Raw genomic sequence first — 26861 nt, 5'->3', positions numbered from 1 at the left:
GTCAGGAAGCCTTCGCGTCGATCACGCGTTTCAGATCGGTCGCGATGGCGTCCGCGGAATCCTGCTCGGTGGCGAGCAGTCGCGCGTGGCCTGCGGCGTCGAAGATGTAGACGGCGGAGCTGTGCGTGACCTCGTACGCGCCGTCCGGTGCGCGCTTTTCCATCTGATACGCCACGCGATAACGCTGCGCGACCCGCTCGATGGCGCGGTCGGTGCCGGTGAGGCCGACGGCGTGCTTGTCGTCGAAGGCGCGCACATAGGAACGCAGCAGCGCGGGCGTGTCGCGGGCGGGATCGACGGAAATGAATACGATGCGCGCCTTGTCCGCGTCCGGGCCGACGCGCTCCAGCACCTGCATCAGCCGCGCCATGGTTTCCGGGCAGACATCCGGACAATGCGTGTAGCCGAAGTAGACCAGCGTGGTCCGGCCCGTGAAGGACGCGCCGGTAACGGGCTGGCCGCCGTCATCGACGAGCGAGAAGTCCAGGTCGGGCAGATGGCCCGAGACATCGGTCAGATGCCAGGGTTCGGCGGGCTTCGAGCAGGCGGCGAGCGCGCACACGGTCAAAACGCCGGCGATGAACCGCCGGACAAGAAAGGCTGGGAACGAAGCGTGCATCGGGATTCGTCTTGCAGGATGATTCGAGGACAACGTCGCAAAATACACGCCTTTTGCTTGATGGCCGGCAAAACATCACGTCGCCCCGGCTTTTTCGAGACGATTTGCCGCACGTTTCAAGCGCGCTGAAAGACCCTGCGCCGGTATTTGTAAGATAGCGGCTTGCTTGCCCGAAAGCCCTCAGGCGGTAAGATGCCCACACTTCGCGCATGTCTGGCGGCGTCTGTCGAGGGTGTCGCCAGCCAAACACCAGGCCCAAAATCGATGCAAATTCTCCCTGATTCCCTCTCGCTCGCCGAGACTGCCTTCTTCTTCGATTTCGACGGCACGCTGGTCGAACTCGCCTCCACACCGGACGGCATTTTCGTGCCGCGTTCGGTGCCCGACATCCTCGCGGCGCTCAGGCGCGCGACCAACGGTGCGGTGGCGGTCGTGTCGGGGCGCGGCATCGACAATATCGACTCCTTCCTGCACATGCCTGACCTGCCCGTCGCGGGCATGCACGGCGCGGAGCGGCGCGACGCCAACGGCGACCTGCAGCGCATCGGCTTCAACGACGAACGCCTGCTGCGCATGGAACACGAGCTGGAGAAGGTCGTGAGCGCGAACCCCGGCATGCTGCTCGAGATCAAGGGCGCGGCGCTGGCGCTGCACTATCGCAATGCGGCCGAACGCGAACCCGCCGCGCGCGCCGCCACCGAGCGCCTCGTGCAGCAATACGCCGACGCCTACGTGCTGCAACCGGGCAAGATGGTCTACGAGATCAAGCCGAAGGATGTCGACAAGGGCCGCGCCGTGCGCGCCTTCCTGGCAGAGCCGCCGTTCACCGGACGCCGGCCCGTGTTCATCGGCGACGATCTCACCGACGAGAAAGGCTTCGCGGTGGTCAACGAGTTCGACGGTCTCTCGGTCAAGGTCGGTCCCGGCGATACCGTTGCGCGGGCGCGCATCGAGTCGGTCGAACTGCTGCTCGACTGGCTGCAGGTCATCTCGGGCACGGCGGGGAAGCACGCGTGAGCCGGCTCATCATCGTGTCGAACCGGGTGGCGCCGATCTCCGAAGGCGGCCCGGCGGCGGGCGGCCTGGCGGTCGGCGTGTACGACGCGCTCAAGGAAACCGGCGGCATGTGGTTCGGCTGGAGCGGCGACGTGCTGTCTTCACCCACGGACGCCCAGTCCCACAATCAGCCTGGCATCAAGCTCGAGGAACACGGACCGGTGACGTTCGCGACCATCGGTCTGTCGCGGCGCGACTACGACCAGTACTACCGCGGCTTTTCCAACGCGACGTTATGGCCGGCGTTCCACTATCGGCCCGACCTGATCGAGTTCGACCGCAACGAATTCGACGGCTATTGCCGCGTGAACCGCTGGCTTGCCGCGCAGCTCGCGCCGCTGCTCAAGCCCGACGACATCATCTGGGTCCACGACTACCACCTGATTCCGTTCGCCCAGGCATTGCGGGCGCATGGCGTGACGAACCGCATCGGCTTTTTCCTGCACATTCCGTTTCCCGCGCCGCAGATCCTGCTTGCCGTGCCGCGGCATGGCGAGCTGATGGAAGCGCTGTGCGCGTTCGATCTGCTCGGCTTCCAGACCGAGCCCGATCTGCAGGCGTTCTGCGAATACATCGTGACGGAGGCGGGCGGCGCGGTCACGCGCAACGCGGCGCAGCCCGCCGGGATTCGCGCGTTCGGGCAGAGCCTGCGCGCGGCGGCGTATCCGATCGGCGTCTATCCCGATGAAATCGCCGCGCTGGCGAAAGACGGCGAAAGCGGGCGCGACGTCGAGATCGTCAAGGCGACGCTGCATCATCGCAAGCTCGTGATGAGCGTCGACCGGCTGGACTATTCGAAGGGTCTCGTCGAGCGGTTTCGCGCGTTCGAACGCCTGGTCGAACACGATCCGCATCAGCGCAACAACGTGTCGTTCCTGCAGATCGCGCCGCCGACGCGCTCGGACGTCGATGCCTATCGCGACATCCGCCTGCAGCTGGAAGCGGAGTCGGGCCGCATCAACGGGCGCTACGCCGAGCTCGACTGGACGCCGATCCGCTACATCCATCGGCAATACGAGCGGCCGGTGCTCGCCGCGTTGTTCCGCGAGGCGCACGTCGGCCTCGTCACGCCCTTGCGCGACGGCATGAATCTGGTGGCGAAGGAGTATGTGTCGGCGCAGGATCCGGACGATCCCGGCGTGCTGGTGCTGTCGCAATTCGCGGGCGCGGCGCGTGAACTGACGGCGGCGCTGATCGTGAATCCGCTCGACATCGACGGCATGGCCGATGCACTCGCCACGGCGCTCAAGATGCCGCTGGCCGAGCGTCGCGCGCGTTACAACGAGATGATGCAGCAGCTGCGCGACAACAACGTCTCGGTCTGGCGCGACAACTTCCTGCGCGATCTCAACGCGGGCTGAAGCCCGCCCCGCTGATGCGGGACAAGCCCGCTCAGGCGGGTTGCTTGTGCGGCGTCGAGACGATCGACGGCAGCTTGCCGTGCTGCTTGGCGAGCAGTTCGCGATACAGCCCCGGACGGTCGCGCAGCTCTTGCGGCGAACCGTCGTCGATGACCTTGCCCGCGCTCATCACGATGATGCGGTCGAAGTTTTGCAAGGTCGAGAGACGGTGCGCGATCGCGATCACCGTGCGGCCGACCATCAGGCGGTCGAGCGCCTGCTGGATCGCCTCTTCCGACGCGCTGTCGAGCGCAGAAGTTGCCTCGTCGAGCAGCAGGATCGGCGCGTTCTTCAGGATGGCGCGCGCAATCGCGATGCGCTGGCGTTGCCCGCCGGACAGCTTGACGCCGCGGTCGCCGACGATCGTATCGAAACCTTCAGGCATCGCCTCGATGAAGTCCGTGCAGCGCGCCTCGCGGGCGGCGGCGAGCACTTCCTCGCGGCTCGCCTCGGGACGGCCGTAGGCGATGTTCTCGAACACGGTGCGGTGGAACAGCGAGATATCCTGCGGCACGAGCGCGATCGAATGGCGCAGGCTGTCCTGCGTGATCGAGCCGATGTCCTGGCCATCGATCCTGATGCTGCCTTTCTGGGTCTCGTAGAACCGTTGCAGCAGCGCAAGCACGGTGGATTTGCCCGCCCCCGACTTGCCGATCAGCCCGACGCGCTGGCCCGGCTCGATATGCAGCTGGAAGTTGTCGAGAATCGGCCGGCGGCGCGGATACGCGAACGTGACGTTTTCGAAGTCGACGCGCCCGCCTTGCGGCACGAGTTCCGTTGCATCCGAGCGATCCGGCATGCCGTGCGGCTCGAGCAGCGTCTGCACGGCTTCGGCGAGACGCGCGACGTGCTGCGTGACATCCACCAGCGCCACGGCGAGATCGCGCGTGCCATGCAGGATCGTGAAACCGAGCGAGCTGACCAGCACGATATCGCCCGACGTCGCCTGGCCTTTCGACCACAGCCACAAGGCCCAGCCGAGCAGGCCGGCGGAGAGGATCGCCGTGACGACCGCATGGAACAGGCGCAGCTTTTCGAGGTACAGCAGGCTCTGCTGGCGCGCAACCATCTCGGCTTTCACGGTCGAGCCGAAGCGTTTTTGCTCGCGAAACGTCATGCCGAACGCGCGCACCAGCGACATGTTGCCGATCACGTCGACGAGTTCGCCATCCACCGACGCCGCCTTCGACGCAAAGTTGTGATGCCGCGCCGAGCCGCGCTTGGCAAGGCGGTAGAGGATCAGCGCCAGGACCAGCGATGCGGTCATCAGGCCGGCGGCCATCCACGGATTCACCGCGACGATCATCACGATGGCGCCCAGCACCGCGATGCACGGCGGCAGGACGTTCCACGCCATGACGTTTTCGGCGGTGTAGATGGCGTTCGAGGTCGCGGTGATCCGGCTGGCGAGCATGCCGGGCTGCTTCTCGGAGAAGTAGGTGGGCGAGTGGCCGGAGAGATAGGAGAAGAGATCCTTGCGCAGATCGCCGGTGACGATCACGAACACATGGGCGCCGACCCAGCCGCCGACCCGCCACAGCAGGTTGTCGGCGGCGATCAGGCCCACCAGGATCATGAACGCGCCCCACAGCGGGCCGGGGTGTCCGCGCCCCTGGCCGAGCACGTCGATCAGATGCTTGATCGCGTATTGCGAGGCGAGGGCACAGCCCACCGCGGCGAACACGCTGAAGAGCACGATCGCATGGGCGACGGGATGCCGGCGGATGTAGCGCAGCAGGAACGCGAGCGGATGATGCGCGTAGCTCGAAAGCTTCGCGTTGTACGCGTTACGCTGGGAGACGGTGAGTTGGTCCAATGGTCTTTTTTGGTCGTAGAGCGGTTGAGCGTGTTGCGCCTTCGGGCACGTCCGCTGAAACTTCCGCGGCTTTCGAAATCTGGCCCGCCACGGGGCGACCGACGTCAATCAAGCGACGCAGCGCCGTCTCCATCACTGGATTGTAGCCAGTATCGCGGACGGGCAAGGCGTCTTCGGGTCGCCGATATCCGGCCCATGTGGGCCGCCGAACATCGCTGCGGCGGTAATTCGGGTGGCGATCCATTGGTCATGACAGCGCCGAGTGTTTGCCGACCTTTGTCCGGTTCACCGTCTGTCCGGCATTGGGCGTCGGCGGGCATTGTAAGTACTTTGGGCAACTTTTTGCGCCCAATCACTCGCATGACGGCAACGAGCGGCGAGGCCAGCAGCGATAAAAGCACGTGGCGCGCCAGCGCCGGGCTTCGCACTGAATCTCCGGCTGACGCGGCCTCCGGAGCAGCCATGCCGTACCGCCTTTCCCGGAGACCCTGTAAAACCCGTCCTCCAATGTAGAACAACCTTAATAAACAGGGGTTTGCAAAATGTATCCCTCTTGTAACAACGTAAATAAGTTGAAATGACTGCCGCTACGCGCGTGTAAAAAGCTCCATAATGCGCTCCGGGTTTCTCCCTAGGCCGTAGACAGCTTTTTGCAAGTTGCCGTCAACCGTCCAGTTGCAAGCGCGTTAATTGCAGGCGCGCGGCATCTTTGAGATCTGGAACTGCACTTGCTTTGTCCGATCGACCGCGCAGGAACCAGTGAACAGCGACCCCGCTTCTTCACTCGAGCATCAGCCTTTGCGCCGCGGCCCACGCGCCGCGGAAAGCTTCGCCCGAGCCGAGCGATTCGCTCCCGACGTCAAAACGACTGTAGTTTTTAGCCTGACCTTTCATTAGGAGTTTCACGACATGCGAATCGCTCAAATCGCGCCCCTCCACGAAGCTGTTCCGCCGAAGCTGTACGGTGGCACGGAGCGCGTGGTGTCTTATCTGACTGAGGCACTCGTGGAAGCCGGACACGATGTCACGCTCTTCGCGAGCGGTGATTCGCAGACGTCCGCGAAGCTCGAAGCATTCTGGCCGCAGGCATTGCGCCTCGACCCGACCATCCGCGACGTGATGGCCCCGCACATGCTGCTGCTCGAGGAAGTGTGCCGCCGCGCCGAAGAATTCGACGTGCTGCATTTCCACATCGATTACTACCCGTTCTCGCTGTTCGCGCGCCAGCCGGTGCCGTTCCTGACGACCATGCACGGCCGTCTCGACCTGCCCGAACTGCAGCCGATCTTCAACACGTTCAAGGACGTGCCGGTCATCTCGATTTCGGACAACCAGCGCCAGCCGCTGCAACAGGCCAACTGGCTGTCGACCGTGTATCACGGCCTGCCGGAAAACGTGCTCACGCCGATCCCCAATGTGGAGCCGGGCTACCTCGCGTTCCTCGGCCGCGTTTCGCCGGAGAAGGGCCTCGACCGCGCGATCCGCATCGCCGGGCAGGCAGGCATGAAGCTCAAGGTCGCTGCCAAGATCGACAAGGCTGACCGCGCCTATTACGAAGAAACGATCAAGCCGCTGATGGCGCTCCCGCACGTCGAGTACATCGGCGAAATCGGCGAATCCGAAAAGCGTGAGTTCCTCGGCAACGCGCATGCGCTGGTGTTCCCGATCGACTGGCCGGAGCCCTTCGGCCTGGTGATGATCGAAGCCATGGCCTGCGGCACACCGGTGATCGCGTTCAACCGCGGTTCGGTGCCGGAAGTGATCGAGAACGGCGTGTCGGGCTTCGTCGTGGAAGACGAACTGAGCGCGATCGCCGCCGTCAAGCGTCTCGATACGCTGCCGCGCGAGAAAGTCCGCGCCGCGTTCGAAGCGCGCTTCTCGTCGAAGGTGATGGCGGCGAACTACGTCAGCGTGTACGAAGAGATGCTGCGTCAGAAACGCCGCACCGTGCTGCGCGAAGTCAACGCCAGCTAAACGGGCGCCGCCCGGGTTTCACCCGGGTGCGGCGTAAGTTGCAAAAAACGCCCCGCGCGCCTCAAGGCACGCGGGGCGTTGTCGTAATCAGACACAGTCGGGAGCGCACGGCAAGGTTCTTGGAGCGCCAGACCGCGCTACGCTCGTGGAAACCTCTGACGAGATCCGTAATCTCCCTATAATGGCCCGGACTTCGCATTGCGCGGGGCAGCCCAGCATCGTACGTGGACAGGAGTTTCTTTTGGCGAGAACCAGGCAAACCAGCGCGAGCCCCGCACCCGGCGCCGGCACGGTCTTCGCACTGCGCGCCATCGGACTGGTGCTGGCAGCGCGCTGGGCGTTATCGATGTCGCAGATGGGCTATCTGTCCTCTCTGCGCGCCATGACCTCGTCGCCGTGGGCGTGCGTGAACGTCGTGCTGATCTTCCTGCTGGTCGTGCTGCCCGGCGCGAAAGCGCGGCTCGAGCGGCCGCTCCATCCGCTGCCGCAATGGCTGCGGCAAGCGCTGCGGCTGCTCGCGCTCCTGACCTTCGGTTTCGCCATGTTCTCGGTCGGCGCCTTCATCTGGGCGTCAGGCGGACGCAGCTTCATCCATGCGCTCACGGAGACGAACGGCTGGCTGCTGGTCGGCCCCGCGCTGTATGCGGTCGTCATGTGGATCTGCCGTCCGCGCGCGCTGTGGCGCACCAACATCGCGGCGCGCCGCTTCGCCATCGGCCGCTACGCCATTTCGCTCGATCCCGTGACGCGCACCGCCGTCGTCTGGGCCGAAAGCCGCAAGCTCGGCCAGTACGATGCGCGCGAACTCTCCCTCAAGTGGGCCGAGCCGCCCGAGCGCGCCGCGCCTTCGGCCAATCTGCTCGCACCCGCCACCGAACCCGCCACGCCCGCCGTCCATGCGCGCGGCGAGGTGCGGCGCGGCCTGTTCGCGCGGCGCGCCCGAGTCGAATTGCTGTGGGATTCGCCGGCCGCGGCAGGGCACAATCGCACGACGGTGTTTCGCGCGCCGATTGCTCGTGAAAGCGACCGCCAGGCCGCCCGTTCGCTCGATACGACGTTGCGCCAGATCTGACGCGCGCCACCTCACCTCGCCTCGCCGCAAGTACGTACACGTCTTTCGCCTTGTTCTGTTGCAGTGGGAGGAAAGCATGCTGATACGCTGGATGCTGGCCGCGCTTCATCTGCTGGGTTTCGGCCTCGCGCTCGGTTCCGTGCTGGCGCGCGCGCGTGCGTTGCGGCGGCTCGACGCCACGCAGTCCGTCCAGGCCAACGAACTCCGTCTGCGCGATGTCTTCCGCTCCGACATGGTCTGGGGCATCACGGCGATCGTGCTGATCGTGACCGGCGCGATGCGCGCCTTCGGTGGCTTCGAAAAGGGCGCGGCCTACTATCTGCACGAGCCGCTGTTCCACCTGAAGATGACGGCGCTCGTCGTGATCCTGCTGATCGAAGTGTCGCCGATGCTCGCGCTGATCCGCTGGCGCAGGGCGGGCCGATCGATCTCACGCGCGCCCGCCGTTTCGCGTGGATAAGCGATCTGGAAGCGGGACTCGTGATGGTGATGGTGATCGCGGCGAGCGGCATGGCGCGCGGGATCTGGGCGTCTCGGGCGGATGATGACGACGCGAAAATGAAAAAAGGCTCAGGTCGTGAAACCTGAGCCTTTTTGATCTTCGGTGCTTGTCTTTACCAACACCAGAATCCTGGTGGGTAGTACTGGGATCGAACCAGTGACCCCTGCCGTGTGAAGGCAGTGCTCTACCGCTGAGCTAACCACCCGAAGAGAGACGAGATTATGTCAGGCGTTCTGCATCTCGTCTAGCCCCTCTTTAAGCAAATCCGAAAATAATCACGCAGCGACTGCATCGCCTTCCGCCGATGCCGGCGCGGGTTCCACGCGCCAGACGCTCGTGCCCTTGATGGCCCGGTCGAGCTCGTTGAGCACGGCCTCGTGCGCCGACACTTCGTCCGCGCTTGCCGCGATCACCGGCAGGTCGAGATCGTCGAAGGCTTCGCGCGGCGTGGCGGACGCACCCGCCGCCGGCTGTTCGCCCAGCATGTCGATGACGAGGCTTTCCTGCCCGCGCGTCATCGCCAGATAGACCTCCGCGAGCAGCTCGGAGTCGAGCAGCGCGCCGTGCAGCGTGCGATGCGCGTTGCTGATGCCGAACCGGTCGCACAGCGCATCGAGCGAGTTGCGCTTGCCAGGGAACATCTGCTTGGCCTGTGCGAGCGAATCGATCACGCCGCCCACCGTCTCCTTCACCTTCGGCAAGCCGAGCAACGCAAACTCCGCGTCGAGGAAGCCGACGTCGAAGGGCGCGTTATGGATGATCAGCTCCGCGCCCGCGATGAAGTCGCGCAGTTGCGCCGCGATCTCGGCGAACTTCGGCTTGTCGCTGAGAAACTCGGTCGTCAGGCCGTGCACCGCGAGCGCGCCAGGGTCGCTGTCGCGTTCCGGATTCACGTAGAGATGCAGGTTATTGCCGGTGAGCCGTCGATTGACCAGCTCGACGCAGCCGATTTCGATGATCCGGTCGCCGGTCCGTGCATTGAGGCCGGTCGTTTCGGTATCCAGTATCAGTTGGCGCATGGGATGTCTTGGATTCGGTGATTCGTGCTGCGGATTAGCTGTCGGCGAGCGAGGTCACGCCGCGATTGGCGAGCGCGTCGGCGCGTTCGTTTTCGGGATGGCCCGCGTGTCCCTTGACCCAGCGCCATTCGATGCGATGCTGCGCCACGAGTGCGTCCAGCCGTTTCCAGAGGTCGGCGTTCTTGACGGGCGTCTTGGCGGCGGTCATCCAGTTCTTCTTCTTCCAGCCGTGGATCCATTCGCTGATGCCTTTCTGGACATATTGCGAATCGGTGTGGATCACGGCCTGGCACGGACGCTTCAGGGCTTCGAGCGCGGCGATCACCGCCATCAGTTCCATGCGGTTGTTGGTCGTCGCGGCTTCGCCGCCGAACAGTTCCTTCTCCAGCGTGCCGAAGCGCAGCAGGGCGCCCCAGCCGCCGGGACCAGGATTGCCTTTGCAGGCGCCGTCCGTGTAGATGTCGATTACGGTGTTCGATGCAGATTCGTCAGTCATCAAGGCTCGATGGAAGTCTCGTTGCGCGTATGCGGAGCGGCGACCGGCGCGAGGCCGGCGGCGAGCGCGGATTTTTTCAGCTTGCGCGGGCCGATCAGGCGCATGCCGCGCACGCGCTTCACGGCCGTGATCATGTACGCCGCGCCGAAGATGGGCCACCAGCGGTCGCCGGCGGGCTCCATGAATTGATAGCGTTGCAGCCACTTGTCGGTGACGAGCGGCGGACGATAGCAGCCGAAGCGGCCGCGTTCAAGGTCGAAACCGAGCAGCTTGATCCAGTCCTTGATGCGCGTGAACGCGATCATCTCGTGCGCCGACGGCACGAACGGCCGGCCCGCCACCTTGCCGAGCGATTGCCGCGCGCCCCACAAACTCAGCGAATTGAAGCCGAGGATGATCAGCTGGCCTTCCGGCAACAGCACGCGCTCGGCTTCGCGCAGCAGCCGATGCGGATCCGGCGAGAATTCGAGCGTGTGCGGCAGCACCAGCAGGTCGACGCTCTGTGCTTCGAACGGCAGGTCGAGCAGGTCGCACCAGACGGTGCTGCGGCCGTCGGGCGCGCTGGCGGCGGGCAGGGCGCTGACGCCGGGCGTGGTGGCGCGCGGCGGGATGTATGGCGCACTGGATGCGCTTTCGGCGTCGAGCACGAGCGCGCGGCCGGTCATGCGGTTCTCGCGCAAGGCGTCGAGCTGCGGCATGCCGAGCTGCAGCGCGTGATAGCCGAAGATGTCGGACACCACGTGATCGAGCTGCGCCTGCTCCCAGTCGAGCACGTAGCGCCCGGGCGCAGAGCTCGTCCAGGTGGGCCAGTCTATAATCGCTCGGTCAGACATGTTCGGGTTGACGCATAGATGATCGCTATGGAATCGCTTGACGGAAGCTCGCGGGCTCACGGGCCAGCTCAGGGGCCAGCTCACGGTGCACTGGAGTACGTGCCGGTGCCGGCGTTCGAGGACAACTACATCTGGCTCGTCTCGGACGGCCGCGATGCAGTGGTGGTCGACCCGGGCGACGCCGCGCCCGTCGAGGCATATCTGGCCAAACGCGGCTGGCGGCTGACCGCTATTTTACTCACGCACCATCATCAGGACCATGTCGGCGGCGTGAAAGCGCTGCTCGATCGCCGATCGGCCGAGGGCGGCGTTCCGGTCTACGGCCCGGCCAGCGAGCGCATCGAGCATCTGACGCAGCGCCTCTCGGGCGGCGACCCGGTGAACGTCGCGCACCCCGCGCTCGCGTTCTCCGTCATCGATGTACCGGGCCATACGGCCGGCCACATCGCGTATTTCCAGGCGGCCGATCCGCACGGCACGCCCCATCTGTTTTGCGGCGACACGCTGTTCGCGAGCGGCTGTGGCCGCCTGTTCGAGGGCACGCCGCAACAGATGCTCGCCTCGCTCGACGCGCTTGCCGCGCTGCCGGACACCACCCAGGTGCATTGCGCGCACGAGTACACGCTGTCCAACATCCGCTTTGCGCGCGCGGTCGAGCCGGACAACGACGCGCTCGCGCGCTGGGACGCCGCCGCGCAGGCGTTGCGGGTCTCCGGCAAGCCGACGCTGCCGACCACCCTCGCGCACGAGAAGACGGTGAATCCGTTCCTGCGCGCGGACATCCCGGCCATTCACACGCGGCTGGCCGAGCAGTTCGGCGCACCGGTCGCCGACCGGCTGGAGGCATTTCGCATGATGCGCGGCTGGAAAGATAAGTTCCGTTGAGCCGGATTTTTCGGGTCAAGTTAATCCGAAACGTTGGAAACGCTGTTAGATCGCGGATTTTGCAGGGCTTTCGCGTGCGTTTTTATTGACGTACTTGGTGTGGTTCCGTACCATCGGCTGCAAATTTCCAAGCCTCATCCTTTGGAAGCCGAGACGTTCCATGCGACTAATTCTTAGCGCGCTGTCCGTCCTGATGCTCGCCGCGTGCGCGAGCCAAGGGCCGACGGCGTCTGATCCTCTTCTCAACACACCCGCCACAGCCTCCGAGCAACAGCAGCAGAAAGTAGCCGATACCATCCGTCGCACCGCGGCCGCCAAGGAAACCATCGACGTCGACAAGACTCCGGTCACCTCGCTGGTCGGTTCCGCCGATCTCTGGAGCCGCATTCGCGCGGGCTTCCAGATTCCCGATCTGCAGAGCGACCTGGTCGACATGCAGGTCAACTGGTACGCGCAGCGCCCGGACTATGTCGAGCGCATGACGGGCCGTTCGCAGAAATACCTGTATCACATCGTCGAGGAGCTCGAGCAGCGGCACATGCCGACCGAGCTGGCGCTGCTGCCGTTCATCGAATCGGCGTTCAATCCGCAGGCGCTTTCGGTGGCGAAGGCCGCCGGCATGTGGCAGTTCGTGCCGGGCACCGGCCGCGACTACAACCTCAAGCAGAACATGTGGCAGGACGAGCGCCGCGACGTGCTGGCCTCGACCAGCGCCGCGCTCGATTACCTCTCGCGTCTGCACGACATGTTCGGCGACTGGCATCTCGCGCTCGCCGCGTACAACTGGGGTGAGGGCAACGTGCAGCGCGCGATCGCGCGGAACGAGGCCGCGGGCCTGCCGACCGACTACGAAAGTCTGCGCATGCCCAACGAGACCCGGAACTACGTGCCGAAGCTGCAGGCGGTGAAGAACATCGTCAGCAATCCGCAGATGTACGGGCTCACGCTGCCGGACATTCCGAATCACCCGTACTTCGTGACGGTCACGACGGCACGCGACATCGACGTGACGATGGCCGCGAAGCTCGCCAGCATGAGCGTCGAGGAGTTCCGCTCGCTCAATCCGTCGTTCGCGAAGCCGGTGATTCTCGGCGCGACCAACCCGCAGATCCTGCTGCCGTTTGACAACGCCGCTTCGTTCCAGCGCAATCTGACGTCGTATTCGGGGCCGTTGTCGTCGTGGACCACGTACACCGTCACGGAGCGGGCGCGTCCCACTGCGATCGCCGAGAAGATCGGCGTTGATGCGGACACGCTGATGTCGGTCAACCGCATTCCGGCGGGCATGCGCCTGAAGCCTGGCTCGACGATCGTCGTGCCGCGCACCGATGACGACGACGAAGACATCAGCGCCGATGTCGCCGCGAACGCGACGCTGGCCGTCGAGCGCGACGTGCCCGACACGCGCCGGCTCGTGATCCGCGTGCGCCGCAAGCAGTCGGTGTCGACGCTGGCCGACCGCTACGATGTATCCACATCGCAGGTGAAATCCTGGAACCGCACTCGCGGCGACATGTTCATGCCGGGGCAGGTGGTCGTGCTGCATGTGCCGTACGGCCGTCCGGTGCCGGCCGAGCCGGGTCCGGTGCGGGTCGAGACGGTGGCGGCGTCGAGCCGCTCGTCGGGCGGGGTGTCGAAGATCGGCACGCGCGTGCCGGAATCGAAGTCGCGCGGCAAGGCGCCTGCGCATTCGTCGGGCAAGGTGACCAAGGTGTCGGCAGCCAAGCCGGCCGCCGCGAAAACCACCGCCAAGCACGCTGCCACGAGCACGAAGACGAGCAAGAAGAAGTAGCGTCGGGCGCGAGTCGCCGGGTCGCTATCCCACGCCGTCACCAAGGTGACGGCGTTTCTTTTGCCGGCCCCGATTAAACTGGCGGTCCAGAAGAATCAGGAAATACCGGTTCCGCATGCTGTCCTCCGTCCGTCTTCGCGTCTTCTTCCTGTTTGCCGCCGGCTACTTCGTCTCGTACGTGTTCCGCGGCGTCAATCTCGGCTTCGCCCCGCTGATCACCCACGACCTGGGCCTCTCCGCCGCCGATCTCGGCCTGCTGACCTCGCTCTATTTCATCGGCTTCGCGGTTGCGCAGATTCCTGTCGGCGTGCTGCTCGATCACTTCGGGCCGCGCCGCGTCACGGCCGGCATGCTGGTGTTTGCGGCGGCGGGCATCGGCGTGTTCGGCGCGGCGCACGGCATCGTGGGGCTGATGATCGGGCGGCTGTTGATCGGCGTCGGTGTGTCGGTGTGTTTGAGCGCTGCCTTCAAGGCGTCGGCGCAGCATTTCGCACTCGCCCGCCTGCCGATGGTGAACGGCTTCACGATGGCGGTCGGCGGTTTGGGTGGCGTCGTGGTCGGGGCGCCGCTGGCGTCGCTGCTGCACGTCGCGACGTGGCGGGAAGTGTGCTTCGGCCTCGTGGCGTTCACGCTCGTGGTCGCGGCGGCGATCCTGTTCTGTGCACCGGCTCGCGGGGAAACCGACCCGCACCAGCGCGCCGACGTCATCACGCAGTTCCGGGGCACCTGGAGCATCCTGAAAAGCGGCGTGTTCTGGAAGCTCGCGTCGTTTTCGGTCGTCACGCAAGGCGTTTTCTTCGCGATGCAGTCGCTGTGGATCCGCCCCTTCCTGCTCGACGTGATGGATCTCACGCCCCCGCATGCGGCGGCGCTGGTATCCGTGCTGGGTCTGGCGATGATGCTCGGCTGCGTCGGTTTCGGCGTGGCCGCGCGCGGCATGGAGCGGCGCGGGGTGTCGGTGTACGCGTTCTGCGGCACCGGCATGGTGCTGTACGTCGCCACGCAGATCCTGATGGTGCTGCGCGTGCCGCTGCCGCCTTCCGTCCTGCTTGCGGCGTACGGGTTTTTCGGCGGCACGGGCATCCTGAGCTATGCGGTCGCCGCGGAATACTTCGCGCCGCACCTGATCGGGCGAGTGCACACGACGCTCACGCTCGTGATCTTCCTGCTGATCTTCGGTTTCCAGGTCGGCGTCGGCGCGATGCTTTCACTATGGCATGCCGACGGCGGCCGCTATCCGGCGACGGCCCACGTCACCGTGTGGATCGGCCTGATCGCGCTGCAGGCGGCGAGCGCGGCCTGGTACTTTCTGCCAGGCCGGACGATGCGCAAGGACGACGCCGAAGCGCCCCAGCCGCTCTCGTGACAACGCTCGTGCAAGCGGCTGCAAGCATCCGGAATCTGGCGAAGATGACCGTTCCACGCTATACTTCGAAGGTTTGAGCATTTCAACCCGCACCCTAGCGCCTACCTCCCATTCACCGTCGTTCGCTGCGCCAGCCAGCGCGCGCCGCACGCCGCCCTTCGCCTGCTTCGAAACCCCGCTTGCCGCGCGCGAGCGAGCCGGTCCAAGCCGCGATGCGCGCCTCGCGAGCCGCCGCCGTCACTGTGCGAAGGAAACCCGCGCGCCTTGAGCGCCTCGAGTGCCCGAGTACCTCGGGCAGCGGGAAGCCAAGCCTGAATTTCGGACAGACAGGTCGGTAACAGGGTGTTCCCCAAGGAGCTTCCCGTGTTGCCGTCATTTTCCCCCGCACTTCTCGCACTTGCCGACGGCACGGTCTTTCGTGGTCAATCGATCGGCGCGCCCGTTTCGACGATCGGCGAAGTGGTCTTCAACACCGCCATCACCGGCTATCAGGAAATCCTCACGGATCCCAGCTACGCCCGCCAGATCGTCACGTTGACCTACCCGCACATCGGCAACTACGGCGTCAACGCCGAGGACGTCGAAGCCACCAAAGTCCATGCCGCCGGCCTCATCATTCGCGACCTGCCGGTGCTCGCCTCCAACTTCCGCTCCGAACAGACGCTCGCCGATTATCTGAAGGCGCAAGGCGTCGTCGCTATCTCGGGCATCGACACCCGCAAGCTCACGCGTATCCTCCGCGAGAAGGGCGCCCAGAACGGCTGCATTCTCGCCGGCAGCGATGACGAATCGAAGGCGCTCGGCCTCGCGCGTTCGTTCCCGGGTCTCGCGGGCATGGACCTCGCGAAGGTCGTGTCGACCGAGAAGAGCTACGAGTGGACCCAGACCGAATGGCGTCTCGGCAGCGGCTACGGCAAGCAGGAAGCGCCGAAGTTCCGCGTCGTCGCGTTCGACTACGGCGTCAAGTACAACATCCTGCGCATGCTCGCCGAGCGCGGCTGCCACGTGACCGTGCTGCCGGCGCAGTCCACCGCCGCTGACGCGCTCGCGCTCAATCCGGACGGCATCTTCCTGTCGAACGGCCCGGGCGACCCGGAACCGTGCGACTACGCCATTGCCGCGACGCGCGAGTTCATCGCGAAGGGCATTCCCACCTTCGGCATCTGTCTCGGCCATCAGATCATGGGCCTCGCGGTCGGCGCGAAGACCATGAAGATGAAGACCGGCCATCATGGCGCGAACCATCCGGTGAAGGACATGGAAGACGGCCGCGTGGTGATCACGTCGCAGAACCACGGCTTCGCAGTCGATGCCGCGACGCTGCCCGCCAACGCCAAGGTCACGCACGTCTCGCTGTTCGACGGCACGCTGCAGGGCTTCGCCCTCACCGACAAGCCCGCGTTCTGCTTCCAGGGCCATCCGGAAGCGTCGCCCGGCCCGCACGACATCGCGTATCTGTTCGACCGCTTCATCAAGCTGATGGAGTCGACGAAGGTCACCGCATAAAGAACATCACAGAGCACAGTTATGCCGAAGCGCACAGACATCAAGAGCATTCTCATCATCGGCGCGGGCCCGATCATCATCGGCCAGGCGTGCGAGTTCGACTATTCGGGCGCGCAGGCCTGCAAGGCGCTGCGTGAAGAGGGCTACAAGGTCATCCTCGTCAACAGCAATCCTGCGACGATCATGACCGACCCCAACACGGCCGACGTCACCTACATCGAGCCGATCACGTGGGAAGTGGTCGAGCGCATCATCGCGAAGGAACGTCCTGACGCGATCCTGCCGACCATGGGCGGACAGACCGCGCTCAACTGCGCACTGGACCTGTTCCATCACGGCGTGCTGGAGAAGTACAAGGTCGAGTTGATCGGCGCGTCGCCGGAAGCCATCGACAAGGCGGAAGACCGCCAGAAGTTCAAGGAAGCGATGACCAAGATCGGCCTCGGTTCGGCCAAATCGGGCATCGCGCATTCGATGGAAGAAGCGCTCGCAGTTCAAGCGCAGATCGCCGAGGCCACGGGCAGCGGCGGTTATCCCACGGTGATCCGTCCGTCGTTCACGCTGGGCGGTTCGGGCGGCGGCATCGCGTACAACAAGGAAGAGTTCGAGGAAATCTGCCGTCGCGGTCTCGATCTCTCGCCGACGCGCGAACTGCTGATCGAAGAATCGCTGCTGGGCTGGAAAGAGTACGAGATGGAAGTTGTCCGCGACCGCGCGGACAACTGCATCATCGTCTGCTCGATCGAAAATCTCGACCCGATGGGCGTGCACACCGGCGACTCCATCACCGTCGCGCCCGCGCAGACGCTCACCGACAAAGAGTATCAAGTGCTGCGTAACGCGTCGCTGGCGGTGCTGCGCGAGATCGGCGTCGATACGGGCGGCTCGAATGTGCAGTTCGCGATCAACCCGAAGGACGGCCGCATGGTCGTCATCGAGATGAATCCGCGCGTGTCGCGTTCGTCGGCGCTGGCCTCGAAGGCCACCGGCTTCCCGATCGCCAAGGTTGCCGCGAAGCTCGCCTGCGGCTATACGCTCGACGAACTCAAGAACGAAATCACCGGCGGTCAGACACCGGCCTCGTTCGAACCGACCATCGACTATGTCGTGACGAAGGTGCCGCGCTTCGCGTTCGAGAAATTCCGCGAAGCCGACTCGCGCCTGACGACGCAGATGAAGTCGGTCGGCGAAGTGATGGCCATGGGCCGCACGTTCCAGGAATCGTTCCAGAAAGCCTTGCGCGGTCTGGAAGTCGGCGTCGACGGGCTCGATGAAAAGACCACGAGCCGCGACGAAGTGATTCGCGAGATCGGCGAGCCGGGCCCGGACCGCATCTGGTATCTCGGCGACGCCTTCCGTCTCGGTCTGACGATGGAAGAGATCTTCGAAGAGACCTCCATCGACCCGTGGTTCCTCGCACAGATCGAACAGATCATCCTGAAGGAGAAGGCGCTCGAAGGCCGCACGCTCGAAAGCCTGACGCGCGACGAACTGCTGTATCTGAAAAAGAGTGGTTTCTCGGACCGGCGTCTCGCGAAGCTCACCGGCTCGCAACAAGCCGACGTGCGCAAGAAGCGTCACGACATGAAAGTGCGTCCGGTCTACAAGCGCGTGGACACGTGCGCGGCCGAGTTCGCGACCAAGACCGCCTACATGTACTCGACCTACGAGGAAGAGTGCGAAGCGAACCCGACGGACAAGAAGAAGATCATGGTGCTGGGCGGCGGTCCGAACCGGATCGGGCAGGGCATCGAGTTCGACTATTGCTGCGTGCATGCCGCGCTCGCGATGCGCGAGGACGGCTATGAAACCATCATGGTCAACTGCAACCCGGAAACCGTTTCGACCGACTACGACACGTCCGACCGTCTGTACTTCGAATCGCTGACGCTCGAAGACGTGCTCGAGATCGTCGACCTGGAGAAGCCGGTTGGCGTGATCGTGCAGTACGGCGGCCAGACGCCGCTCAAGCTCGCGCTCGATCTCGAAGCGAACGGCGTGCCGATCATCGGTACGTCGCCGGACATGATCGACGCAGCCGAAGACCGTGAACGCTTCCAGAAGCTGCTGCAGGATCTCGACCTGCGCCAGCCGCCCAACCGCACCGCGCGCGCCGAAGACGAAGCGCTCAAGCTGGCCGAGGAAATCGGCTATCCGCTGGTGGTGCGTCCGTCGTATGTGCTCGGCGGCCGCGCAATGGAAATCGTCCACGAGCCGCGCGACCTCGAACGCTACATGCGCGAGGCCGTGAAGGTGTCGAACGATTCGCCGGTGCTGCTCGACCGCTTCCTGAACGACGCGATCGAATGCGACGTCGACTGCATCTCCGACGGCGACGACGTGTTCATCGGCGGCGTGATGGAGCACATCGAGCAGGCGGGCGTGCACTCGGGCGACTCGGCCTGTTCGCTGCCGCCGTACTCGCTGTCGAAGGAAACTGTCGACGAGCTGAAGCGGCAAACCGCCGCAATGGCCAAGGCGCTGAATGTGATCGGCCTGATGAACGTGCAGTTCGCGATCCAGCAAGTGCAGCAGGACGATGGCTCGAAGCAGGACATCATCTACGTGCTGGAAGTGAATCCGCGCGCATCGCGCACGGTGCCGTACGTGTCGAAGGCGACGGGCCTGCCGCTCGCGAAGATCGCCGCGCGCGCGATGGTCGGCCAGAAGCTGAAGCAGCAAGGCGTGACGAAGGAAGTCATTCCGCCGTACTACAGCGTGAAGGAAGCCGTGTTCCCGTTCGTCAAGTTCCCGGCGGTGGATCCGGTGCTCGGACCGGAAATGCGCTCGACCGGCGAAGTGATGGGCGTGGGCCGCACGTTCGGCGAAGCGCTCTTCAAGTCGCAGCTCGCGGCGGGTTCGCGTCTGCCGGAGTCCGGCACGGTGCTGCTGACCGTGATGGACGCCGACAAGCCGAAGGCCGTCGAAGTCGCGCAGATGCTGCACGAACTCGGCTATCCGATCGTTGCGACCAAGGGCACGGCCGCGGCGATTGCTGCGGCAGGCGTACCGGTGAAGGTCGTCAACAAGGTGAAGGACGGCCGTCCGCACATCGTCGACATGATCAAGAACGGTGAAATCGCGCTGGTGTTCACCACGGTCGACGAAACGCGCGCGGCCATCGCCGATTCGCGTTCCATCCGCATGAGCGCGCAGGCCAACAAGGTCACGTACTACACGACCATGTCGGGTGCGCGGGCCGCGGTGGAAGGTTTGCGTTACCTCCGCGATTTGGAAGTCTATGATTTACAAGGCCTGCATGCTCGCCTAAACTAAGGCTTCGATTACAGGTCCAAGCCTCACGAGCCGCGGTTAAGCGGTGTCCTCCCGTCAAGGGGGGACGCGCTTAACCGCGGTAATTTTTTTACGGCTGTTTTTGTTTGTGGGTTGTCTATGAGCACGATTCCTTTGACGAAGCGCGGCGCGGAGCTGCTGCGCGACGAATTGCAACGCCTGAAGGCTGTCGAGCGTCCGGCAGTCATCAACGCAATCGCCGAAGCGCGGGCGCAAGGCGATCTGTCGGAAAACGCGGAATACGATGCCGCGAAAGAAAAGCAAGGGTTCATCGAGGGCCGCATCGCGGAGCTGGAGTCGAAGCTCGCCGCGGCGCAAGTGATTGACCCGACGCAAGTGGAAGCCGAAGGCCGCGTGGTCTTTGGCGCGACCGTCGAACTGGAAGACCTGGAGTCGGGCAACACGGTCACGTATCAGATCGTCGGCGACGACGAAGCCGATCTCGATCACGGTCTCATCTCCGTCAGTTCGCCCATTGCGCGCGCACTGATCTCGAAGTCCGAGGGCGATGTCGCGGCCGTGCAGGCGCCGAGCGGCGCGCGCGAATACGAAATCATCGCCGTTCGTTACGTCTGATGGCGCACCGGGTCTTTCGCCTCGTTTCCATGGTGTGGGTCGGCAGCTTGCTGACCCTCGGCCTCATTGCAGCGCCGGTCCTGTTCTCGATGCTGGACCGGACCGAGGCCGGCTCCGTGGCCGCGCAACTGTTTCGCATTGAAGCGATCATCGGCGTGGTGAGCGCACTGGTGCTCATCCTGATCGGCAATCGCTACGTGAAGAGTGGCATCGTCGACTACAAGCGCGTGCGCTGGATCGTCGCCATGATGCTGCTGTGCGTGCTGATCGGCTATTTCGGCCTGCAGCCGTTCATGAACTCGCTGCGCATGGCCGCGCAGGAAGCCGGCACCGACCTCGCAAATTCGCCGTATGCGAAGCAGTTCGGCGTGCTGCACGGTATCTCGAGCGCAATCTATCTGATCGAAAGCCTGTTCGGCATCGCGCTCGTCTGGCGCTTGCCGGGCGCGGCGCCGGTGGCCATCGTGCCGAAGAACAAGTCGGCGAAGATGGCCGCGAAACGCGCGCGCAGCTGACCTTACTCACGCGCGCTGGTTTCGCGCGGCGCGTACGCTTCATGAGAAGCGCACGCGCCGTTCATCATTTCGACGATTGATGCTGACGCTTGGTGCTCGGCTGACGCTTCTTGGCGCGCTTGACGTTGCCGCCCGCCGTGACACGCTCGTTGCCCAGTACCTTCAGCGTCTGCTTCTTCGGCTTCTTGAAGGCCGGTGCGTCGCGCGAGATCTTCACGGCCTTGACGATGCGCGGCGCGCGGCCCTTGGTCTCACGCTCGGCTGCTTCGCCCGCGCTCGGCGGCATGGTGCTGCGGGTGCGGGTCGTACGGCTTTTCGGCGCGGCGCCTTCCGGCCGCCAGACCACCAGCAGCTTGCCGATATGCTGGATCGGCGCGGCGTTGAGGCGGTCGCAGATTTCGTCGTAGACCGCAATGCGCGCTTCGCGCTCGTCGCCGAATACGCGCACCTTGATGAGCTGATGCGCCTCGAGGTGGACGTTGATTTCCTTGAGCACGGCATCGGTCAGACCCTCCGCGCCGACGAGCACGACGGGCTTGAGCGCATGGGCCTGGGAGCGCAGGTCGGAGCGCTCGGCGGGGGAGAGTTTCAGGGCTGGCATGAGAAAATAGGGACTCGACTAAAATGTGGGCGGCCAACTAACACGCAACGACGCGTGCGCAGTTGCGACGATTCGACGCGATCCGTGACCAGAAGCGCATGACGCGCGTCGTCGCCCACCATAAAACAAAACAGGCCGGAAGCGGGGTTTTGGAACGCACGAGCGCCCAAGGACCGGTCCGGCCAGCAAGCCGCGTATTATCCGCTAAAAGCATCACGCGATGCAGCAAAATACGCACCGGCGCGCAGCGCGCTTTCGTCGCTGGTGCCTCCTCACTTTCGTTTCAATGGCAAAGAACCGTTTCAATCAGTCGTGGTTGCACGACCACATCAACGATCCCTACGTGAAGATGGCGCAGCGGGAAGGTTATCGCGCGCGCGCTGCCTACAAGCTCAAGGAGATCGACGAGCAGGACAAGCTCATCAAGCCGGGCATGGTGATCGTCGACCTGGGTTCGACGCCCGGCAGCTGGAGCCAGTACGCGCGCAACAAGCTGGCGCAGGGCTCGAAGCGCGACGCCGAGCGCCAGGGCGGCATCGACGGCACGATCATCGCGCTCGACATCCTGCCGATGGAGCCCATCTCCGACGTCACGTTCCTTCAGGGCGACTTCCGCGAGGACGAGGTGCTCGCGCAACTCGATGAAATGGTCGGCGAGCGTCAGGTGGATCTTGTTATTTCAGACATGGCCCCCAACCTCTCTGGTGTTGCGAGTGCGGATGCGGCTCGCATCGAACATCTCTGCGATCTGGCGCTGGAGTTCTCCCAGAACCATCTGAAACCGGAAGGTGCGCTGCTGGTCAAATGTTTTCATGGCAGCGGCTATAGTCAGATTGTCGAGAAGTTCAAACACCAGTTCAAAGTGGTGGCGCCGCGCAAACCGAAGGCGTCTCGCGACAAATCGTCGGAGACGTTCATACTCGGACGCCGGCTCAAGCATCCGGGCTGATCGGGCTCCTTAAACAAAATCGGCGAATAAGAGCGATATATTCGCCGATTATGCCGAAAACACCGCCCTTGCCGCTATTTATGCGGTAGTTAAACCTTATGGCAGGGGTTAGCGGTCTGGATTAGAATGCTTCGGTGGCGTCGCAAGGTTTATGTAGGCGCCCGTCTATGAGTGAGGAGTGGTGCTTTGAACAACAATATGTTCTCTAAGGCGGCAGTGTGGCTCGTGATCGCACTGGTGCTGTTCACGGTGTTCAAGCAGTTCGACAAGCCACGCGTGCAGGAAGGGGTGTCCTATTCGCAGTTCATGGACGACGCGAAAAACGGCAAAGTCAAGAACGTCACCGTTCAGGGCCGCAATCTCACGGTTACTCCGGCAGATGGCCAGAAATACCAGATCGTGTCGCCGGGCGACATTTGGATGGTCGGCGATCTCATGAAATACGGCGTTCAGGTCAGCGGCAAGGCTGACGACGAACCCAACGCCCTCGTTTCCGCACTGTATTACCTCGGACCGACGATCCTGATCATCGGTTTCTGGTTCTACATGATGCGGCAGATGCAGGGGGGCGGCAAAGGCGGGGCGTTTTCGTTCGGCAAGTCGCGAGCGCGGCTGATCGACGAGAACAACAACGCAATCAATTTCACCGACGTCGCCGGCTGCGACGAAGCCAAGGAAGAAGTGTCCGAACTGGTGGACTTCCTGCGCGACCCGCAGAAGTTCCAGAAGCTGGGCGGGCGCATTCCGCGCGGCGTGCTGCTGGTCGGCCCTCCGGGTACCGGCAAGACGCTGCTGGCACGCGCCATCGCCGGCGAGGCGAAGGTGCCGTTCTTCAGCATTTCGGGTTCTGACTTCGTGGAAATGTTCGTCGGCGTGGGCGCGGCCCGGGTCCGCGACATGTTCGAGCAGGCCAAGAAGCATGCGCCTTGCATCGTGTTCATCGACGAAATCGACGCGGTCGGCCGTCATCGCGGCGCAGGCATGGGCGGCGGCAACGACGAACGCGAGCAGACGCTGAACCAGATGCTCGTCGAGATGGACGGCTTCGAGGCGAATTCAGGTGTCATCGTGATTGCCGCCACCAACCGTTCCGACGTGCTCGACAAGGCGCTGCTGCGTCCGGGCCGTTTCGACCGCCAGGTGTACGTCGGTCTGCCGGACATTCGCGGCCGCGAGCACATCATGAAGGTGCATCTGCGCAAGGTGCCGATCGCCAACGACGTCGACGCTTCGGTCATCGCGCGCGGTACGCCGGGTTTCTCGGGTGCGGATCTCGCGAATCTCGTGAACGAAGCCGCGCTGTTTGCGGCACGTCGCGGCAAGCGCATCGTCGAGATGCAGGATTTCGAAGACGCGAAGGACAAGATCTTCATGGGTCCGGAGCGCAAGTCGGCTGTGATGCGCGAGGAAGAACGCCGCAATACGGCGTATCACGAGTCGGGCCACGCTGTGGTGGCGAAGCTGCTGCCGCACGCCGATCCGGTCCACAAGGTCACGATCATGCCGCGCGGCTGGGCATTGGGCGTCACCTGGCAGTTGCCGGAACATGACCGCGTGAACCTGTACCGCGACAAGATGCTCGAGGAAATCGCCATCCTGTTCGGTGGTCGTGCGGCCGAGGAAGTGTTCCTGAATTCGATGTCCACGGGCGCCTCCAACGACTTCGAGCGCGCAACCAAGATGGCGCGCGACATGGTGACGCGCTACGGCATGTCGGATGTGCTCGGCACGATGGTGTACGTCGATACCGAAGAAAACGGCATGTTCGGCAAGATGGGCGCGAAGTCGGTGTCCGAAGCGACGCAGCAGAAGGTCGACGCGGAAATCCGCCGCATCCTCGACGAGCAATATGCGCTCGCCCGCAGGCTGCTCGAAGACAACCGCGAACGGGTCGAGGCGATGACGAAGGCGCTGCTCGAATGGGAAACCATTGACGCCGACCAGATCACCGACATCATGTCGGATCGTCCGCCGCGTCCGCCGAAGAACATGCCGCCGCCGTCGGGCGACACGCCTCCGGGCGGCAGCAGCGGCACCGAGGTCAAGCCGGGCAACGCGCCGGCCACGGCCTGAGTTTCACGCTTCCGTTGATGGGCCGGTGTGCTTTGCACGCCGGCCCATTTTCAATTTCCGGGCACGGAATGCAGTACTTTCCTCAGCCTGTATAGTCCTGGCCACTCAGCTTGAGCAACTTGCACGCATCTTCACCATTGGCCGAACCGCTGCAATGCGGCCGCTTCGTGCTGCGCTTCGAACGTCCGCTCGTCATGGGCATCCTCAACATCACGCCCGATTCCTTCTCGGACGGCGGCCGCTTCCTGTCGCGTGAAGATGCGCTGGCCCGCGCTGGGAAAATGTTCGCCGATGGCGCCGACATGATCGACATCGGCGGCGAATCGACCCGGCCCGGCGCGCCGCCGGTACCGCTCGACGAGGAACTGGAGCGCGTGGTGCCGATCGTCGAGGCGTTGCGCGCCGTCAACGTGCCGCTTTCCGTCGATACCTACAAGCCCGCCGTCATGCGCGCCGTCCTCGATGCTGGCGCGGACATGATCAACGACATCTGGGGCTTGCGTCAGGAAGGCGCGCTTGACGCCGTGAAGGACAGCGATTGCGGCCTGTGCGTGATGCACATGCTCGGCGAACCGCGCACGATGCAGGTCCACGAGCCGGTCTATGAGGACGTCGTCGCCGACGTGCGCAGCTTCTTCGAAGCGCGCCTGGCCGCGCTCGGCAGCGCAGGTATCGCGGCTTCGCGTATCGCGCTCGATCCTGGCTACGGTTTCGGCAAGACGGTGGCGCATAATTACGCGCTGCTCGGTCACTTGCGTCAGACGTTGCCTGCCGGCACGAATGTGCCGCTGCTCGCCGGCATGTCGCGCAAATCGATGCTGGGCGCCGTCACCGGCCGCGGCGCCGGCGAACGGCTTGCGGCGAGTCTCGCGGCGGCCGTCTGCGCGGCGGAGCAGGGCGCGGCGATCATCCGGGTACACGACGTCGCGGAAACCGTCGATGCGCTCAAGGTCTGGCAGGCCACTCAGGAAGCCGCGTCCGGCAGACATGATTGACACCGGACTTAAATCGGCAAGGATCACGGTGCAGGCGCACGCACCGGTTTAGAACGAACGTCAACACATCCGCGGGCCTATAACAGGCGCCATATGTCCGCGAGGAGGGTCAAGCAACAATGGCACGTCAATATTTCGGTACGGACGGTGTGCGGGGGCGCGTAGGCGTGGCCCCGATCACGCCCGATTTCGTCCTCAAGCTCGGCTACGCAGCGGGCAAGGTGCTGGCCGGCGCGGATCGCGCCCATCAGAAAAAGGGCAATCGCCCGACGGTGCTGATCGGCAAGGACACACGCGTGTCCGGCTACATGCTCGAAGCGGCGCTCGAATCGGGCTTCTCGGCCGCGGGCGTCGACGTGATGCTGGCCGGCCCGATGCCGACGCCCGGCGTCGCCTACCTGACGCGGGCGCTGCGCCTGTCGGCGGGCGTGGTGATCAGCGCATCACACAATCCTTACAACGACAACGGCATCAAGTTCTTCTCGGCGGACGGCAACAAGCTGCCCGACGAAGTCGAACTGCAGATCGAGCAGCAGCTCGAGCAGCCGATGGAATGCGCGCCCTCCGAGCGTCTCGGCAAGGCGCGGCGTCTGGACGATGCCGGCGGCCGCTACATCGAGTTCTGCAAGAGCACGTTTCCCGCGAATTTCGACCTGCGCGGGCTCAAGCTCGTCGTCGATTGCGCTCATGGCGCCGCCTATGACGTCGCGCCGCACGTCTTCCACGAACTCGGCGCGGAAGTCGTGTCGATCGGCGTGGCGCCGAACGGCTTCAACATCAACGACGGCGTCGGCGCCACCGCACCCGATGCGCTCGTGCGCGCGGTGCTGGAGCACAAGGCCGATCTCGGCATCGCGCTCGACGGCGACGCCGACCGCGTGCAGATCGTCGATTCGACCGGCCGGCTCTACAACGGCGACGAACTGCTCTACGTGCTCGTCAAGGACCGCATCGCGACCGACGGCCAGGTGCAGGGCGCGGTCGGCACGCTGATGACCAACATGGCCGTCGAAGTCGCGCTGAAGGACGCGGGCGTGCAGTTCGTGCGCGCCGCGGTGGGCGACCGCTACGTGCTCGAAAAGCTGCGCGAGAACGGCTGGCAACTGGGCGCCGAAGGCTCGGGCCATATCCTGTCGCTGGACCGCCATTCGACCGGCGACGGCATCGTCTCGGCGCTGCTGGTGCTGGCGGCGATCCAGCGCAGCGGCAAGTCGCTGGCCGAGCTGCTCGACGGCGTCAGTCTGTTCCCGCAAAAACTGATCAACGTGCGCATGAGCGCCGGCGCGGACTGGAAGAGCAGCGAGGCAATTCGTCGCGCGGTCGAACAAGCCGAGCGTTCCCTCGAATCGCACGGACGGGTCTTGATTCGTGCCTCGGGAACCGAACCGGTCCTGCGCGTGATGGTGGAAGCCGCCGCGCAGCAGGACGCTGTTCAGCACGCGGAAACGATTGCTCAGGTGGTAAAGAAAGCGACTTCGTGAGCGTTTACTGAAATTTGTCACATTTTGCTAAAAGCGGGCGC

21 protein-coding genes, 1 tRNA gene and 1 pseudogene are annotated in these 26861 nt (G+C 64.3%); 16 read left to right on the top strand and 7 right to left on the bottom strand.

Translation table 11 applies throughout. The features are described 5' to 3' along the window. Window position 1 precedes the first annotated feature (1 nt). Window positions 2-619 (bottom strand): SCO family protein, encoded by a 618-nt coding sequence (locus QCE69_RS09685; protein WP_309930462.1) that lies wholly within the window; start codon window positions 617-619, stop codon window positions 2-4. A 264-nt stretch (window positions 620-883) separates the two neighbouring features. Here QCE69_RS09685 and otsB point away from each other — a divergent pair, with 264 nt between their 5' ends. Further along, complete coding sequence (gene otsB, locus QCE69_RS09680; RefSeq protein WP_309809095.1) at window positions 884-1636, top strand: trehalose-phosphatase; 753 nt, start codon at window positions 884-886, stop codon at window positions 1634-1636. Further along, window positions 1633-3036 carry an alpha,alpha-trehalose-phosphate synthase (UDP-forming) gene (otsA, locus tag QCE69_RS09675; protein ID WP_309930460.1) on the top strand — a complete coding sequence of 468 codons (1404 nt, stop codon included), beginning with the start codon at window positions 1633-1635 and terminating at the stop codon, window positions 3034-3036. The genes otsB and otsA overlap by 4 nt, the downstream gene beginning before the upstream one ends. 31 nt (window positions 3037-3067) lie before the next feature. Here otsA and QCE69_RS09670 read toward each other — a convergent pair whose 3' ends face one another. Further along, window positions 3068-4891 (bottom strand): ABC transporter ATP-binding protein, encoded by a 1824-nt coding sequence (locus QCE69_RS09670; RefSeq protein ID WP_309917345.1) that lies wholly within the window; start codon window positions 4889-4891, stop codon window positions 3068-3070. A 909-nt stretch (window positions 4892-5800) separates the two neighbouring features. Here QCE69_RS09670 and QCE69_RS09665 point away from each other — a divergent pair. From QCE69_RS09665 to QCE69_RS09655, 3 genes and pseudogenes are all read left to right on the top strand, one after another. Then, the gene (locus QCE69_RS09665; protein ID WP_309917344.1) at window positions 5801-6865 is read left to right on the top strand and encodes a glycosyltransferase family 4 protein; all 1065 of its coding nucleotides are present in this window, start codon (window positions 5801-5803) and stop codon (window positions 6863-6865) included. A 241-nt stretch (window positions 6866-7106) separates the two neighbouring features. Further along, window positions 7107-7937: a hypothetical protein gene (locus QCE69_RS09660; protein WP_309917342.1), complete on the top strand. Its 831-nt coding sequence runs from the start codon at window positions 7107-7109 to the stop codon at window positions 7935-7937. A 76-nt stretch (window positions 7938-8013) separates the two neighbouring features. Continuing rightward, window positions 8014-8525: pseudogene (locus tag QCE69_RS09655) on the top strand (DUF2214 family protein). 44 nt (window positions 8526-8569) lie between these two features. Here the strand turns inward: QCE69_RS09655 and QCE69_RS09650 are convergent. From QCE69_RS09650 to QCE69_RS09635, 4 genes are all read right to left on the bottom strand, one after another. Continuing rightward, a tRNA-Val gene (locus QCE69_RS09650) sits at window positions 8570-8644 on the bottom strand. Between the two features lie 70 nt (window positions 8645-8714). Beyond that, a complete protein-coding gene (dnaQ, locus tag QCE69_RS09645) occupies window positions 8715-9458 on the bottom strand; it encodes a DNA polymerase III subunit epsilon (protein ID WP_309917336.1) in 744 nt (247 codons plus the stop codon). A 34-nt stretch (window positions 9459-9492) separates the two neighbouring features. Continuing rightward, window positions 9493-9954 (bottom strand): ribonuclease HI, encoded by a 462-nt coding sequence (gene rnhA / locus QCE69_RS09640; RefSeq protein ID WP_309809081.1) that lies wholly within the window; start codon window positions 9952-9954, stop codon window positions 9493-9495. Beyond that, on the bottom strand, window positions 9954-10787 hold the full coding sequence (locus QCE69_RS09635) for a class I SAM-dependent methyltransferase (RefSeq protein ID WP_309917334.1): 834 nt from the start codon (window positions 10785-10787) through the stop codon (window positions 9954-9956). Before QCE69_RS09635 ends, rnhA begins: the two co-directional genes overlap by 1 nt. Before the next feature lie 27 nt (window positions 10788-10814). On the opposite strand from QCE69_RS09635, the gene gloB reads away from it, so the two are divergent. The 7 genes from gloB (at window position 10815) to QCE69_RS09600 (ending at window position 20721) form a co-directional block, all read left to right on the top strand. Continuing rightward, complete coding sequence (gloB, locus tag QCE69_RS09630; RefSeq protein ID WP_309917331.1) at window positions 10815-11672, top strand: hydroxyacylglutathione hydrolase; 858 nt, start codon at window positions 10815-10817, stop codon at window positions 11670-11672. Window positions 11673-11832: 160 nt separating this feature from the next. After that, on the top strand, window positions 11833-13464 hold the full coding sequence (locus QCE69_RS09625; protein WP_309930458.1) for a transglycosylase SLT domain-containing protein: 1632 nt from the start codon (window positions 11833-11835) through the stop codon (window positions 13462-13464). A gap of 115 nt (window positions 13465-13579) precedes the next feature. Further along, window positions 13580-14830 (top strand): MFS transporter, encoded by a 1251-nt coding sequence (locus QCE69_RS09620; RefSeq protein ID WP_309930456.1) that lies wholly within the window; start codon window positions 13580-13582, stop codon window positions 14828-14830. A 363-nt stretch (window positions 14831-15193) separates the two neighbouring features. Beyond that, the gene (gene carA / locus QCE69_RS09615; protein WP_309930454.1) at window positions 15194-16336 is read left to right on the top strand and encodes a glutamine-hydrolyzing carbamoyl-phosphate synthase small subunit; all 1143 of its coding nucleotides are present in this window, start codon (window positions 15194-15196) and stop codon (window positions 16334-16336) included. Between the two features lie 21 nt (window positions 16337-16357). Continuing rightward, the gene (carB, locus tag QCE69_RS09610; protein ID WP_309930452.1) at window positions 16358-19612 is read left to right on the top strand and encodes a carbamoyl-phosphate synthase large subunit; all 3255 of its coding nucleotides are present in this window, start codon (window positions 16358-16360) and stop codon (window positions 19610-19612) included. A gap of 117 nt (window positions 19613-19729) precedes the next feature. Beyond that, complete coding sequence (gene greA / locus QCE69_RS09605) at window positions 19730-20206, top strand: transcription elongation factor GreA (protein ID WP_309809067.1); 477 nt, start codon at window positions 19730-19732, stop codon at window positions 20204-20206. Further along, window positions 20206-20721 carry a DUF4149 domain-containing protein gene (locus QCE69_RS09600; protein ID WP_309930449.1) on the top strand — a complete coding sequence of 172 codons (516 nt, stop codon included), beginning with the start codon at window positions 20206-20208 and terminating at the stop codon, window positions 20719-20721. Before greA ends, QCE69_RS09600 begins: the two co-directional genes overlap by 1 nt. A gap of 64 nt (window positions 20722-20785) precedes the next feature. Here the strand turns inward: QCE69_RS09600 and QCE69_RS09595 are convergent, their stop codons facing one another. Continuing rightward, a complete protein-coding gene (locus tag QCE69_RS09595) occupies window positions 20786-21322 on the bottom strand; it encodes a YhbY family RNA-binding protein (RefSeq protein WP_309809063.1) in 537 nt (178 codons plus the stop codon). 286 nt (window positions 21323-21608) lie between these two features. On the opposite strand from QCE69_RS09595, the gene QCE69_RS09590 reads away from it, so the two are divergent. The 4 genes from QCE69_RS09590 (at window position 21609) to glmM (ending at window position 26820) form a co-directional block, all read left to right on the top strand. After that, on the top strand, window positions 21609-22271 hold the full coding sequence (locus tag QCE69_RS09590) for an RlmE family RNA methyltransferase (RefSeq protein WP_309811614.1): 663 nt from the start codon (window positions 21609-21611) through the stop codon (window positions 22269-22271). 186 nt (window positions 22272-22457) lie between these two features. Continuing rightward, a complete protein-coding gene (gene ftsH, locus QCE69_RS09585) occupies window positions 22458-24344 on the top strand; it encodes an ATP-dependent zinc metalloprotease FtsH (protein WP_309809061.1) in 1887 nt (628 codons plus the stop codon). A gap of 194 nt (window positions 24345-24538) precedes the next feature. After that, window positions 24539-25339, top strand: a complete 801-nt coding sequence (gene folP, locus QCE69_RS09580) for a dihydropteroate synthase (protein WP_409021202.1) — start codon at window positions 24539-24541, stop codon at window positions 25337-25339. Between the two features lie 119 nt (window positions 25340-25458). Further along, window positions 25459-26820, top strand: coding sequence for a phosphoglucosamine mutase (gene glmM / locus QCE69_RS09575; RefSeq protein ID WP_309930445.1), 1362 nt, complete (start codon window positions 25459-25461; stop codon window positions 26818-26820). The last annotated feature ends 41 nt before the right edge of the window (window positions 26821-26861 follow it).

The organism is Caballeronia sp. LZ032 (assembly GCF_031451315.1).
In the GTDB taxonomy this organism is placed as follows: Bacteria; Pseudomonadota; Gammaproteobacteria; order Burkholderiales; family Burkholderiaceae; genus Caballeronia.
The sequence above is the reverse complement of the archived record's forward strand: the minus strand, read 5'-3'. Positions and strand labels throughout refer to the sequence as shown.

Coding starts and splice junctions, on each gene's coding strand:
- QCE69_RS09685 (WP_309930462.1), bottom strand. CDS start 619: ATGCACGCTTCGTTCCCAGCCTTTCTTGTCCGGCGGTTCATCGCCGGC.
- otsB (WP_309809095.1), top strand. CDS start 884: ATGCAAATTCTCCCTGATTCCCTCTCGCTCGCCGAGACTGCCTTCTTC.
- QCE69_RS09665 (WP_309917344.1), top strand. CDS start 5,801: ATGCGAATCGCTCAAATCGCGCCCCTCCACGAAGCTGTTCCGCCGAAG.
- dnaQ (WP_309917336.1), bottom strand. CDS start 9,458: ATGCGCCAACTGATACTGGATACCGAAACGACCGGCCTCAATGCACGG.
- rnhA (WP_309809081.1), bottom strand. CDS start 9,954: ATGACTGACGAATCTGCATCGAACACCGTAATCGACATCTACACGGAC.
- QCE69_RS09635 (WP_309917334.1), bottom strand. CDS start 10,787: ATGTCTGACCGAGCGATTATAGACTGGCCCACCTGGACGAGCTCTGCG.
- gloB (WP_309917331.1), top strand. CDS start 10,815: ATGGAATCGCTTGACGGAAGCTCGCGGGCTCACGGGCCAGCTCAGGGG.
- QCE69_RS09625 (WP_309930458.1), top strand. CDS start 11,833: ATGCGACTAATTCTTAGCGCGCTGTCCGTCCTGATGCTCGCCGCGTGC.
- QCE69_RS09620 (WP_309930456.1), top strand. CDS start 13,580: ATGCTGTCCTCCGTCCGTCTTCGCGTCTTCTTCCTGTTTGCCGCCGGC.
- carB (WP_309930452.1), top strand. CDS start 16,358: ATGCCGAAGCGCACAGACATCAAGAGCATTCTCATCATCGGCGCGGGC.
- greA (WP_309809067.1), top strand. CDS start 19,730: ATGAGCACGATTCCTTTGACGAAGCGCGGCGCGGAGCTGCTGCGCGAC.
- QCE69_RS09600 (WP_309930449.1), top strand. CDS start 20,206: ATGGCGCACCGGGTCTTTCGCCTCGTTTCCATGGTGTGGGTCGGCAGC.
- QCE69_RS09595 (WP_309809063.1), bottom strand. CDS start 21,322: ATGCCAGCCCTGAAACTCTCCCCCGCCGAGCGCTCCGACCTGCGCTCC.
- QCE69_RS09590 (WP_309811614.1), top strand. CDS start 21,609: ATGGCAAAGAACCGTTTCAATCAGTCGTGGTTGCACGACCACATCAAC.
- folP (WP_409021202.1), top strand. CDS start 24,539: ATGGGCATCCTCAACATCACGCCCGATTCCTTCTCGGACGGCGGCCGC.
- glmM (WP_309930445.1), top strand. CDS start 25,459: ATGGCACGTCAATATTTCGGTACGGACGGTGTGCGGGGGCGCGTAGGC.